Consider the following 13,387-nt stretch of genomic DNA (forward strand, 5'->3'; position numbering starts at 1 on the left):
TGTTTACAATAAAACTGGTAACAGAAAGAGGTGCGCACATGGAATTGAATCAAGCTGATTTTCAATTATTTGATCGAGAAATATATACTTTCAAGCAATTAAAAGAACAGTATTCAACACAAGAAATCGAAGAAATCAAAGCAGATTATAAAAAACAGTGGCAAAAGTGGAAAACGTTACAGTTAGAAGTTGCAACAGCGTTACCTGTAGAATATGGGATGCAAAAACCCAAAATTGAAAGTTGGACGAATGGCTGGAATTTACGAAGTCATTTTTGGAGTGCTTACCGCAGCGAAGATCGCCAGCGAGAAAATGCATGCTTGGCTGTGTTATTAAATAAAAAACAATTTCAAGTTTATTTGATGTTTCAACAGTATAAAAGTGAAGAGCGAAGTGGTGGAGTGGAAGAATACAATGAGTTGCTAGCTGCATTACCAGAATGGAGCAAACAAGTTGCGATAGAACACTATTACATTTGGCCTCAAGTGGAACACGAGTTGGAGGATCACTTACCTTTGGCTACCTATTTAGCAGATTCGAAAGGGCAAGAAAAATTGAGAGAAGCAATGGGGAATCGTTCGTTTCAGATTGGTCGCTTGTTTTTTGAAACAGAGGCTCCAGTAGAAAATCTTGTAGCAGAAACAAGCAAAGCGTTAAAAGAGTTAGCACCTTTGTATTTTGCATTAAAAAAATAAACCTGTCCCTGTCTTTTCTAGCAAGGCTTGTGAAAAAGTGTATTAATTTTGAATGAAAATAATAGTAAAGAGGCGTATAATAAGCGAGCATTCATGATTAAAAAGGAGGATGTCAATGAAAGAATTGGATTTATCAAAGTCTTTGTTTGAACTAGTTTCCCTTTACCCCGAAGTAAAGGAATTGATGTATAGATTAGGTTTTGAAGCAATTGCAAAACCAGGAATGTTACAAACAGCGGGTCGTTATATGACGATTCCTAAAGGTGCAAAAATGAAAAAAATTCCTTTAGAAAAAGTGATCGGATTATTTGAAGAAAATGGATTTATTGTGAAAGGAGTAGAGTGATGGAGCGAACAAGACAGCAACGACAAGAACGCATTGTAGAAATTTTAACGTTGTTACATGAAGGTGGTTCGTTTGAAGCAGCGAAAGAATTGTTCAATCAAGAGTTTGACGGAGTGGATGTGACAGAAATCACAGCAGCTGAAAAAGCATTGATTCAGAGTGGCTTAAATCCACAAGAAATCCAACGATTATGTAACATTCATGCGGCAGTATTTAAGGGATCAATTAATGAGATTCATCGATCGAATTTGGAGCATGAACAACCCGGGCATCCTATCCATACGCTGAAGTTAGAAAATCAAGTGTTACAATCTTTGTTAACAGATGAAATTGATGACTTATTGTTAAAAATCAAAGCAGGCGATTGGACACAAAAAGAACGACTGCTTAAAGCGCTCAAGGATCTAAGACAAATTGATAAGCATTATGCACGTAAAGAAACATTGATTTTTTCTTACATGGAAAAATATGGAATCTCAGCACCACCCAAAGTGATGTGGGGCGTGGATGATGATATTCGCGACATGGTAAAAGCTTTGATTCAGCTAGCGGGAGACGAACGAGCAGCTTATAACCCCATTGCTACCAAATGGGAAGAAACGAAAAACGAAATCGAGGAAATGATTTTTAAAGAAGAAGAAATCATGGCGCCGATGACGCTGGATGTGTTTAGTTTATCTGATTGGGAAAAAATCGCAGCAGATAGTTTTGATATTGGTTTTGCCTTTATTCCAGAACCGCTTCCTTGGAAACCAAGCCAAGAGGCATTGGAAAAAGAAAGCGAACGCGAACCAGCTCGTCAGTTGGCAATCCAACAAGCAAAAGCAACCACAGACGGAATTGCCGAAAGCTTGTTGAACGAAACGGATAGCGTACCAGTATTTGTAGAAAAACAAGACAAAGCCGAAATGAAAGAAGTTTCTGAGCCAATTGTCCTACCAACAGGAACGTTAAAACTGGAACAAATGATTGCAATGTTTCAAGTTCTACCCGTTGATTTAACCTTTGTGGATAACGACGATCGAGTACGCTTTTTCTCTGAAGGAAAAGAACGTGTTTTTCCACGAACGACGTCAGTGATTGGGCGAGAAGTAGTAAATTGTCATCCACCAAAGAGCATGCATATTGTGCAGCAAATCTTAGATGATTTTCGTTCAGGTGCCCGTTCTGAAGCCGAGTTTTGGATTGATATGCGTGGGAAAAAAATCTATATTCGCTATTTTGCGTTAAGAAACGAAGCAGACGACTATCTTGGTTGTTTAGAAGTAACCCAAGATGTGACACCAATCCAGTCACTTGAAGGACAAAAAAGATTATTGGACTAAAGCTAAGGATAAAAGGTTGTAATGAGTGTGACCGCTCATTGCAACCTTTTTTGTTTTCTTGATAGCTATCAATGTTTTTCGCTTCTCTTTTGATTATTCTGTTATTGAAAAGTAAAGGAGGAGTTAGAATGAATAGTCAAAAAATAATTTTAAGTCATAAAAAACAATTGATGGTAATTAGTGGGAGTTTCATCTTTTTAGCGCTTGTTGCTAAATTTTTTTCGTATCAAGAAGGGTATCGTTTAAGTATGGCGATTTCGGCTCTTTTTGGGATTTTACCAATTGGACTTCAAGCATACCAAGCAATTAAAGTGAAAGTTATCAGTATTGATCTGTTAGTAACAATTGCGATTTTTGGTGCGTTTGCGATTGGTGAGTATAATGAAGCTGCGATTGTTGCATTCTTGTTTTTATTTGGTCATTTTCTTGAACAAAAAACATTGGAAAAAACACGTTCTGCTATTCAAAGTCTTGTTCAATTAGCCCCGACGACAGCTTGGAAATTTTTTGAAGACACGGTGGAAAAGATTCCGATTGATGAGGTCGAGGAAGATGATTTGTTATTAGTTAAAACTGGTGCCCAAGTTCCAGTAGATGGGGTAGTTATAGAAGGTGAAGGCTCAATTGATGAATCAAGCGTTACCGGTGAAGCGCAGCGAGTAGCAAAAAAAGCCAAGGATCAAGTGTTTGCTGGAACAATTTTAGAAAATGGAACATTAAAAGTACAGGCAATGCGAGTCGGTGAAGAGACAACTTTTGGGAAAATTATTGAACTAGTTGAAGAAGCACAAGATGCTAAATCAACAACTGAACGATTTATTGACCGATTTGCAACATACTACACACCGTTTGTGTTGATTCTTGCACTTTTAATTGGGGTGTTTTCTAAAGATATTCGTTTGGCAATCACAATTTTAGTTTTAGGATGCCCAGGAGCGTTAATCATAGGTGTTCCTGTCTCCAATGTTGCTGGAATTGGGAACGGTGCAAAAAACGGTGTGCTGGTCAAAGGTAGCGAAGTAATGCAAGTGTTTAGCCGAGTAGATACCATGGTTTTCGATAAAACAGGAACGTTAACTAATGGAAAACCAAGTGTTTCAAGTGTTAAGTCTTATGGTCAATCAGCGACGAATGTTCTGCCATTCGTCGCTAGAATCGAGCAAGAATCAGATCATCCTTTGGGACAGGCAATTGTAAAGTATGTGGAAAAACAGATGGGAAATATTGAACAGTACCAAGTAACAAATACCACTGTAATCAAAGGAAAAGGAATTATCGCGACAGTAGCAGGAGAAAAACTATTTATAGGTAATCGCCAATTGTTAAGCGATCAAGCTATCTCTCTGTCAGAGGTTGAAGCAGACGAGCAACGACTACAACAAGAAGGTAATTCTTTAGTATTTGTGGCAACAAAAAATGAGGTCGTCTTATTGATTGGAATCAAGGATCAACTTCGTGAGGGCGTCAAAGAAACTTTACAGAAACTGCAAGAAAAAGGGATCAAACGGCTCGTGATGTTATCTGGTGATAATCAACTGACTGCTGAAAGCATAGGAAAAGAAATCGGTCTGTCGGAAATACATGGAAACCTATTACCAGAAGAAAAAGCAAACTATATCAAAAAAATACAAAAAGAGGGTCAAGTAGTTGCTTTTGTTGGTGATGGAATCAATGACAGCCCTTCTTTAGCGATTGCAGATATTGGAATTGCAATGGGGAACGGGACAGATGTTGCGGTGGAAACTTCCGATATTGTGTTGATGCAGTCTGATTTTAAAAAATTGCTTTATGCGTTTGATTTAACCAAAAAATCAGTTTTGAATATGAAAGAAAATATTGGGATTGCGTTAGGAACAGTTTTATTCTTACTAATCGGATTGATTTTCGGCTATGTCTATATGGCGAGTGGTATGTTATTTCATGAATTAAGTATTCTACTAGTCGTTTTTAATGGTATGCGTTTATTATCTTATCGGCAAAAAAAGAAAAAACTTGATAGAAATCAATTATTTAAAGAAACAGAGGAATTAAACTAGAGATGTAGTGAAAGGGAGGATTTATCATGAAAAAAGTAATTATCCAATTAGGAACACTGACTTGTCCATCTTGTATGCAAAAAATCGAACAAGGACTTAGTCAACAAACTGGTGTTGAAAAAGTAAAAGTTTTGTTTAATGCCAGCAAAGTAAAAGTTGAAATAAATGAAAAGGACATTCAACCAGAAGATTTAAGCAAGAAAATCGAAGCGTTAGGTTATGATGTCGAAGGAATGAAAGTAAAGGAGTTAGCTTAAGATGAATTCAATTCAAAAATATGAACAAGAAAAACTTCAAAGTGAACAAGATCATCATACGCCAACTGCTGCAGCAATGATTAGTCATATTCTGTCTAACTTAGTTATTCATCGTACAAAACTTAAACAGATAAAAGCGTACCTTAAAGGTAACCAACGTAGTTATTTAGAAACCAAGTTACCAACAATCATCGCGAAAGAAGATGAGTTGTTTGACGAATTAAGTCAATTGGTATTAGATGAAGGGGAACTCATTCCAACAACGACTATGGAATTTGTCGGTTATACAATGATTAAGGAAAGTGGTCAGCTGAAATATGAATCTCCTGAAAAAATGTTGACCGAGATGGTCGCTGATTTTGCAACTCAAAATTTATTTGTTACTCGTGGAATTGTTTTAGCAGAAAAAGAAAATAAATATGGATTAGCAGAATGGCTCAAAGGATTATATGCTTGGCTTAATCACCAATTGTATACTTGGCAAAGTTATTTAGGAAATGATATTCGAGAAGGGTTAATGGAGGAAGAATAAGGAGGGAGTTACGTGGAACATCAACATTTGTGTGTCTCAGTCGTACCATTATTCAATCATCTGGCAGAAGCAGAACAACAAAAAATCCATGAATTAGTGAGCCACCGAAAGTTTAAGAAAGGTGAACAAATCTTTTCACCAGCTGACGAGGCTCAATTAGTGATTGTCGCTCAAGGAAAGTTGAAAGTGTACCAGCTTTCTTCTAGTGGAAAGGAGCAGTTGTTGCGTGTTTCTTTGCCAGGAAGTTATGAAGGAGAAAGCCAATTGTTTGGTGTTCCTAATGACTCCTTATTTGCTGAAGCATTGGAGCCCACAGAAATTTGCTTGTTAAGACAACGAGATTTTTCAAATTTGTTACTTCATTATCCAGAATTAAGCTTAAAGTTGTTAGAAATTAATGCAGAAAAAATGGCGAAGATTGAGCAACAAACACAATTTTTGATGATGGAAAAAGTGGAAGAACGCTTAGCCACGTATTTGCTTGACCTGTTTCAAGTAGAAGAAAATGTTCAATTAAACCTCCCGATGAAAATGAAAGAGTTAGCTGCTTTTTTGGGAACTACCCCTGAAACATTATCCAGAAAATTCAAGTTGTTGGAAAAACAACAACTAATTCAACGAAAAGGTCGAGTCATTGAACTGACTGACATCGAGGGATTAGAAGAACTGTAACTATTATTAGAATGTCAAAGAGAGGATGAATCCAAACTGATGGTTTGGATTCATCCTCTTTTTAATCGACAATCAAATCTCTTTGACGATAGCCAAGGGCACCTAAGCAAATCATACCTATACTAATGACCATTATTGTGCTAAACGTTGAAAAATAAAATGTTTCCACTGGCATCTTAGGAAACCAACTTTGGATGGCCGTTTTGGCAAACCAATCAGGCAAATTTAAAATTCCGCCGAAGTAATTCAGCATGAACGAATAACCTAAATAGATGTAACTAATTTTGCCGAGTTTGGGTGCCCAACCTAAGAACAATCCAGCTAACCCAATGAAAAACAAAATTGTCGGAAAAAGATTAAACCCAGCTGCTAAAAAAGTAGCTAGTGTCATTGGTGATGTGGCAGTCATCACTGACAATGCTGTTACCCCGAGAGAGCCCGCGCTCAACAAAGTTGCTAACACGCCGGCAATCACAGACAAAATAATTGTAGTCCAATAAAATGTATTACGAGAAGTCTTAGTTGAAAACAATTGATCCAGGTGCCCGCGAGTTTCTTCTGAGAATAATTTATTCGTTAACGCAATTGGCAAAATGGCCGAAAGGCAAATTAAGACCATCATAATCGTGCTAGTAAATGATTCTTCTATAGAGGAACCTGATTGCATAAACATTTGTTTCATTAACTCATTACTTTCTAAAAAATCTTGCATATCGCCATAAATCGAACCATAAGCAGCACCCATGACAGTAAAAGCTACGAGCCAACTGATAATGACTCCTCGATTTAGACGGAAAAACAGACCGGGAACGGATAATAACGAGCATTTGGCTCTTGCAGGTCCCTCACTTTCTGGAAAATAACCAGAATTCAAATCACGATGTTCTTCTAATAAACCAGCACCAACGCTGATTACTATACTAAACAAAAGGAGGTAAAGGAGTGGAATCCAGTTATTTTTAGTAAAAGGATACGTTAAATAGGTCCAACCTAAAGGATTAAGCATGGACAAATCACTTTTGCTAACGTCAGTCCAGGCTCTCATTAAGTACATCAGACCTAATAGTGAAAGTGATGTGCCAGTCGCGCTTGAAGAAACCGGCATGAGTTGAGCAAAGAATAAAGCAATCACACCACCTAAAAAACCAGCAGCTCCCACGGAAAAACCGAACAGCAAGGATCCTTCCACTGTTATAGAAGAAGCTTGAAAGGCAATCATAATTCCACCAGTGAGTCCTGCTAGTAACAAATTGATTAACAAAGTTTCAGCTAAAACAGCAAATGAATTGGCTTGTCGACCAACTCTGAAGGAACGAATCAATTCTGCTAAGCCAAGATCTTCTTCTTTTCTTGTATGGCCGACCACGTGTAAAATGGATAGCACAGCTGCAAATAACCCACAGAAAAGTAACATTTCGTTTGCGTACATCGCACCTAGTGTATAGTCAGCTGCTGAATGGACAGGTGAAGGTCCGACCATTGAAATCATCGCAGGGTTTTGCATCGTTTCATACATTCCTGTTAGACCATTTCCTTTTGCAATCTCTTCGAAGGCTGGAACATAAGCACCAGAAAATAAACCCAAACCAATGACCCAAAAACTTATTTTTTTCCAATCACGCTTGAGGTACTGCAAGAAAAGAACAGACCAACGTGAAAAACGTTCGTTCATAATAAAAAACCTCCCTGTGACTTAATTTTCATAATGACGCATAAATAAGTCTTCGAGTGTTGGTGGGACAGACTCAAACTTCTTCACTCCTAATTTTGTAGCGGCAAGTAAAATTTCATTGAGTTGTTCAGTATCCGCAGAAAAATGTGCTTGATTTTCTTTTTGAACAAAGTCGTGAACACCAGACAAACTTGCAAGAGTTGCGACATCGCCTTGTGTTTCAATAGTGATTGTTGAGCGAGTCAAGTGTCTTAATTCGGCTAACGAACCTTCTTCGACAACTGTTCCTTGCCGGATAATAACAATCTTATCTGCCAAGCGTTCCACTTCACTGAGAATGTGTGAAGAAAGCAAGATTGCTTTCCCAGCACGTTTGATTTTTTCGACCTCTTCTTGAAATACTGCTTCCATTAACGGATCAAGACCTGAAGTTGGTTCGTCAAACAGATACAAATCAGAATCTACGGATAATGCAGCAATCAATCCAACTTTTTGGCGGTTCCCCTTTGAATAATTTTTGGCTTTTTTCTTAGGATCTAATTCAAAACGTTTAATCAACTCATCACGTTTTTCTTTGTTCCCATTTCCATGTAATTTCATAAACAAGTCAATGATTTCGCCACCAGTCAAACTTCCCCATAAAGCAACATCTCCTGGAACATACGAGAGACGTTCGTGAATGACAAGACTCTCTTTAAATACATCTTTGCCGAAAATTTCAGCTTGTCCGCCATCTTTACGAATGATTCCTAACAATGTTTTGATAGTTGTTGATTTTCCTGCCCCGTTTGGGCCGATAAAACCAACAACTTCACCAGCGTTCACAGAAAAAGACACGTCTTTTAGTGCTTCGAATTTTCCAAACTTTTTTTGTAAATGCTGTACCTTAACAACTTCTGACATCCCCAAGTCACTCCTTTCACATTCAACTACAGGTTCATGTTTGGTTAACTGTAGTGAATCTTGTCACTGATGATATTCCTTTTATTTTTCACTGTCAATAAAAATCATTGCGCAAATAAAACTAAAATACTATTGTTGGTTTAATTTTTTGGGTGTATAATGCCTTTAATTATAAAAATGAACTATTTCTGATAGTAAAGTTTAAAAAGAGGTTGGTAGAATGAATGGTTTTGAAAAAAGAACAGAAGAAAAAAAGAAACAAATTGTTGAAGCAACATTCGATATAATCAACTCTGAAAATGGGTTGGCAGGTTTAACGATTGATGAAGTAATTGCTAGGACATCTGTTAGTAAAGCAACAGTTTTTAAGTACTTTGGAAACAAAGAAGCGTTAATTTATCAAGTATTCTTTGAGTTTATGGATGAGTTAAAAGATTCAGCAAAACGAATTATGGAACAAAATCTTTCGTTTGAAGAAACTTTAATCAAGATGAGTGAAAATAAGATCGATTACTTAAAACGAGTAGATCAACAATTTTATCTTGATTTAATGGCTTATTATACGAAAAGAAATAACCAACAATTTTCAGAAATGATGGACGAATATACGAAAGAGAGTTTAAACATGATGCTAGACCTTTTTCATCGTGGACGAAAAGAAGGAAAAGTGGACTTGAAATACTCAGATGAATTTTTGTTGCTGTACTTTCAAGCAATGATCGAAGGGATTTCTAAACCTGCTATTTACAGTAAATTATTACCTTACACAGCGGAGTGGACAGAGTTATTATTAAAAGGAATCTCGCCTAACAATTGAAATTGGTATAGATTGGTTTTGCGCGTTTTTATTTTTACAATCGAATATAAGTCTATTTTTAAGTGTGAAAATAGCTGGATGAGGAGCATCTTTCTTGTTTGGTGAAATTTTCATGCTTTTTTTTATTTGGAGTGGTATACTTTCTTTTGTTGATTTTTTATTTTTCATGAAAACTTTCCGAGAATGAAAATCAATAATAATTTGGACTAGATAAGGGAAATAAATGGTCTGTTTTTTTGGGGGAGGAAGAGAATGAAAGCATATATGCAAAGGATGGGTCGCTCGCTAATGCTACCCGTTGCAGTTTTGCCAGCGGCATCACTTTTAGTTGGGATTGCGAATTGGATCGTAGGAATGGGGATCAGTAACGCGGGAACAACTTTTTTGATGAATGCTGGTTTAGCTATTTTAAATCATTTGGCTCTATTATTTGCTGTTGGGTTAGCGTTAGGAATGTCTAAAGATAAGGATGGCTCGGCTGCTTTAGCTGGTTTAGTTGCTTATTTAGTTCCACAAACTGTTTTAGCTCCGCTTTCTGTTCAAGGATTGTTGGGCTTAACCAATCTTGCTGACGTCAATCCAGCGTTCAATAGTATGGATAACAATGTTTTTGTGGGAATCGTAGCTGGTTTAGTGGCTGCTGAAATGTACAATCGTTTTAGTCAAGTCAAGTTACCAATGGCTTTATCATTTTTCAGTGGGAAACGGTTGGTTCCAATTATGTCAGCATTAGGAATGTTGGTGGTTTCGGCTATTTTATTATTCATTTGGCCTAGTGTATATGATGTGTTAGTTGCATTTGGTAAAGGGATTTCTGGTTTAGGATTCATTGGCGCCGGCGTATATGGTTTGTTTAACCGTTTATTGATTCCTACTGGATTACACCATGCGTTGAATTCGGTTTTTTGGTTTGATGTAGCTGGAATTAATGACATTGGAAACTTCTTGGCCGGACAACAAGCGTTGGATACTGGCAAAGCAATTGTTGGACAAACGGGGATGTATCAAGCAGGATTTTTCCCTGTGATGATGTTTGGCTTACCAGCTGGAGCGTTAGCTATTTATCAAAGTGCTCGTCCTGAAAAGAAAAAACAAACGGCTTCCCTGATGCTTGCAGCAGGCTTTGCTTCATTTTTTACTGGCGTAACGGAACCATTAGAATTTTCATTTATGTTTGTTGCTTGGCCGTTGTATGTTTTGCATGCTATTTTTACGGGAATCTCATTGGCAGTTAGTGCCTTTTTCCATTGGACGGCAGGCTTTGCCTTCAGTGCAGGTTTTGTTGACTATTTTTTGTCATTGAAAAACCCAGTCGCAAATCAACCTTTGATGTTGCTTGTTCAAGGTGCTGCGTTTGCAGTTATTTATTATTTTGGGTTCCGATTTGCTATTCAAAAGTTCAATTTGATGACTCCGGGAAGAGAAGTGGGAACTGGAGAGGAAACACCAGAAGTTGCCACCGGAGAAGACAAGTTTTCACACCTAGCAACTGAAATTTATACAGCACTTGGTGGTAGTGACAATGTTCGAGTAATTGATAATTGTACCACCCGCTTACGTTTACAAGTAAAAGATACTGATCAAGTGAATCAAGAAAAAATCAAAGCAACCGGTGTTCCAGGAGTTAAAGTAATTGATGATACAAATATTCAAGTTATTGTTGGAACTGAGGTACAATTTGTTGCTGATGAAATGGGTAAACTACATGGACAATCAGCACCAGCTAAGAGGATGAACGTACCAAAACAATCATTTGAGGATGAAACGCCAGTTGATAAGGAAGTTGCAAAAACAAATGAGCTGTACGCTGTAGCAAATGGGAAATTGATTCCAATTAGTGAAGTTGCAGATGCGGTTTTTTCTGAAAAAATGATGGGAGATGGCTTTGCGGTTATCCCAACTTCAGGAGAAATTTTTGCACCGGTTTCTGGAACGATTGCAAGTATTTTCCCAACGAAACATGCTGTTGGTATCAAGACGGATAGTGGTATCGAAGTGCTGCTTCACATGGGAATCAACACGGTTGACTTAAAAGGAGAACCGTTTACGATCTATGTTGAGGAAGGTCAGCACATTGCGCGCGGACAATTGATTGCAGAAGTGGATCTAGCCATGTTAGCAGTGAATGAGAAAAAAACCGATATGATTGTTGTTTTCACAAACGGAGAAGCAATTGAAACAGTCATAGTAGACACGGTGACTTCTGTTCATGGAAATGAAGTAATCGGAAAAGTAGAAGCAAAATAAAAAAAGGGTGTGGCTCAAAGTAAATAGCTTCAAGCAATAAGGATTTTTTCTAGAAATAGTTTCTCGTATTTTTGTGAAAAAAAGACTTATAGCCGAAGAAGCTGCTTTGGGAACACCATTTATTCGTAGAGGCTGGGATAAAAGTAGCCTAAATAGAAAAAAGCCTAAAATTCGTTTTTGAAAACGTTGATTTTAGGCTTTTTTTTGTGGAAATTTGTTGAGAATGACTGGCTATCTAGTTTTGTCCCACACTCTTATTTGTGACAGAGTGAGAAAAAGTTGTTACTTTGAAAAAATTTATTTCTTGATGTTTCTTTTTTCTGACTCTCTTTGGATGAATGCTTCTATTAGCTTAACCCACGAGCTTGTTTATCAACAACAGAAGGCACGTTGATGAACTGCTCTAAGACATTATTTTGACCCGAAAGTTCAGATTCAAAGCGAATGCCGTCAATATTGATCCGTGCTTGTCGGTAATAGTTTGCACCTAATTGTCCCCAAGAAGGAGTAGAGGCATCGACATTACAGAAAATTGAAAAACCTTGTGATTTTAAGTAATCAAATTTTTGATTTTCAGCTGTATAGTCGTGCCAATCGCTGATATCTGCGCCAAAAGGATAAATCAACATGGTTGTTTTTCCTAAGATTGGAGCGACTTCGTTTTGCCAAAGTTCATTGTCGCGTTTCACATCTTCTAGGGAAGCATCCGTCATATTCAGATGCCCCCAAGTATGAGAAGCGAACGTCCAGCCATCTTTTTTCAATTGTTCAGCAACTTTTTTCGCTTTTTTGATTTCTGTATTTGTTTTCTCGTTATCTCCATATTCTGATTTTGATGTTCGATAACCAAGCACACCATTGTAGCCAGTTAATGCGAGTGTTCCCTTAGCTCCTTGATAAGAAAAATCAGGATGTTCTTCAACAAATGTATCGATTAAGGGAACCATATCAAAATCACCGATTTGTTCTTTTTTATTATTAACATACACATTTTTCACTTTGTCCTTATCAATGACCAATTTGTCAGGAAAACCTGAATCTTTCATGTATTCATAGTAGCTGACATCATCTTCTGAAAGGACGAGTGGCTTTTTGTCTTTAGGCAAAGAAACACCTACAAAGGAAACATTTCCTTGATCATCAATCGTAACTAAGTCGGGTAAATTTACTAAAACATAATTATTTTTATAAAGCTGTTCAATCGTTTTGTTGAACTCAGGAATTGTGACCATATATTCCTTATAGCCTTGTGCTTGTTGTGACTGGAATGCTTTAGCTGGATCAACAATCAAGCTATGGAAAAACAAATGAGAAATTTTTGTTGGGTCATCCCATTTGACTAATTGTTCTTTTTCTTTTTTGATGGTTTGAAGGAACGCCTTCGCTTCATCGGAATGAGCGTCAGCTAGTTGCTTGATCGCTTCATCATAGTGATAACTTTTGACTAGTTGTTGTGCTTCACTCAGTTTTTTATCATCGGAATTGACAGCTGCTGGTTGGCTTTCGGTTGATTGTTCAGCCGTGGTTGAAGAAGCTGACTTTTCATTAGAAGTTGCATGAATAATCAAAAATAGGCTGAAGATTGAAATTAGCACTGTTATACCAGCAGTGACTCCAAGAATCTTTTTTTGTTTTTGTTCCATTAACGTATACCCCTACCTTTACACTTTTACTCAAATAATAGAATAACTTTGTTTCTTTTATTGTAACGAAGACAGGAAAGAAGTGAAAGTGATACGCTGATTTATGAGAAAATCAGCTATTTTTATCATCAATTCTGACGAAAAAAATGATATGTTATAAAATTATTCAAAAAACTGCTCGAATGTGATTTTACTCATCATAATTATTAATGTTTTTTGTTATTTAATAAAAAAATATTTGT

General features: G+C 37.1%; 12 protein-coding genes. 9 read left to right on the forward strand and 3 right to left on the reverse strand.

All coding sequences use genetic code 11. The features are described from left to right. Positions 1–38: 38 nt before the first annotated feature. The 7 genes from IGJ66_RS01645 (at position 39) to IGJ66_RS01675 (ending at position 5,863) form a co-directional block, all read left to right on the forward strand. Entirely contained in the window at positions 39–695 is a 657-nt protein-coding gene (locus IGJ66_RS01645) for an HI_0552 family protein (protein WP_430616729.1), read from the forward strand. A 115-nt stretch (positions 696–810) separates the two neighbouring features. Then, positions 811–1,041 carry a DUF1858 domain-containing protein gene (locus IGJ66_RS01650; RefSeq protein ID WP_067481478.1) on the forward strand — a complete coding sequence of 77 codons (231 nt, stop codon included), beginning with the start codon at positions 811–813 and terminating at the stop codon, positions 1,039–1,041. After that, a complete protein-coding gene (locus IGJ66_RS01655) occupies positions 1,041–2,366 on the forward strand; it encodes a DUF438 domain-containing protein (RefSeq protein ID WP_430616730.1) in 1,326 nt (441 codons plus the stop codon). Before IGJ66_RS01650 ends, IGJ66_RS01655 begins: the two co-directional genes overlap by 1 nt. Before the next feature lie 128 nt (positions 2,367–2,494). Then, positions 2,495–4,402 carry a heavy metal translocating P-type ATPase gene (locus IGJ66_RS01660; RefSeq protein WP_086270566.1) on the forward strand — a complete coding sequence of 636 codons (1,908 nt, stop codon included), beginning with the start codon at positions 2,495–2,497 and terminating at the stop codon, positions 4,400–4,402. A 26-nt stretch (positions 4,403–4,428) separates the two neighbouring features. Next, complete coding sequence (locus tag IGJ66_RS01665; RefSeq protein ID WP_086270567.1) at positions 4,429–4,659, forward strand: heavy-metal-associated domain-containing protein; 231 nt, start codon at positions 4,429–4,431, stop codon at positions 4,657–4,659. 1 nt (position 4,660) lies between these two features. Further along, positions 4,661–5,191: a ferritin-like domain-containing protein gene (locus IGJ66_RS01670; RefSeq protein WP_430616731.1), complete on the forward strand. Its 531-nt coding sequence runs from the start codon at positions 4,661–4,663 to the stop codon at positions 5,189–5,191. 12 nt (positions 5,192–5,203) lie between these two features. Next, positions 5,204–5,863: a Crp/Fnr family transcriptional regulator gene (locus IGJ66_RS01675; protein ID WP_067481468.1), complete on the forward strand. Its 660-nt coding sequence runs from the start codon at positions 5,204–5,206 to the stop codon at positions 5,861–5,863. Positions 5,864–5,924: 61 nt separating this feature from the next. On the opposite strand, the gene IGJ66_RS01680 is transcribed toward IGJ66_RS01675, so the two are convergent. Together IGJ66_RS01680 and IGJ66_RS01685 are read right to left on the reverse strand one after the other, a co-directional pair. Beyond that, positions 5,925–7,535, reverse strand: a complete 1,611-nt coding sequence (locus IGJ66_RS01680; protein WP_430616732.1) for an ABC transporter permease — start codon at positions 7,533–7,535, stop codon at positions 5,925–5,927. A gap of 21 nt (positions 7,536–7,556) precedes the next feature. After that, positions 7,557–8,438, reverse strand: coding sequence for an ABC transporter ATP-binding protein (locus IGJ66_RS01685; protein ID WP_067481464.1), 882 nt, complete (start codon positions 8,436–8,438; stop codon positions 7,557–7,559). 220 nt (positions 8,439–8,658) lie between these two features. Between IGJ66_RS01685 and IGJ66_RS01690 the strand changes: the two genes are divergently transcribed. Both IGJ66_RS01690 and nagE read left to right on the forward strand, forming a co-directional pair. Continuing rightward, entirely contained in the window at positions 8,659–9,255 is a 597-nt protein-coding gene (locus IGJ66_RS01690; RefSeq protein ID WP_067481462.1) for a TetR/AcrR family transcriptional regulator, read from the forward strand. Positions 9,256–9,507: 252 nt separating this feature from the next. Then, complete coding sequence (gene nagE / locus IGJ66_RS01695; RefSeq protein ID WP_075490970.1) at positions 9,508–11,502, forward strand: N-acetylglucosamine-specific PTS transporter subunit IIBC; 1,995 nt, start codon at positions 9,508–9,510, stop codon at positions 11,500–11,502. Between the two features lie 347 nt (positions 11,503–11,849). Here the strand turns inward: nagE and IGJ66_RS01700 are convergent, their stop codons facing one another. Next, positions 11,850–13,145 carry a polysaccharide deacetylase family protein gene (locus tag IGJ66_RS01700; protein ID WP_430616733.1) on the reverse strand — a complete coding sequence of 432 codons (1,296 nt, stop codon included), beginning with the start codon at positions 13,143–13,145 and terminating at the stop codon, positions 11,850–11,852. Between the last annotated feature and the right edge of the window lie 242 nt (positions 13,146–13,387).

Source organism: Enterococcus sp. DIV0176 (assembly GCF_050528535.1).
Lineage (GTDB): Bacteria > Bacillota > Bacilli > Lactobacillales > Enterococcaceae > Enterococcus_B > Enterococcus_B thailandicus.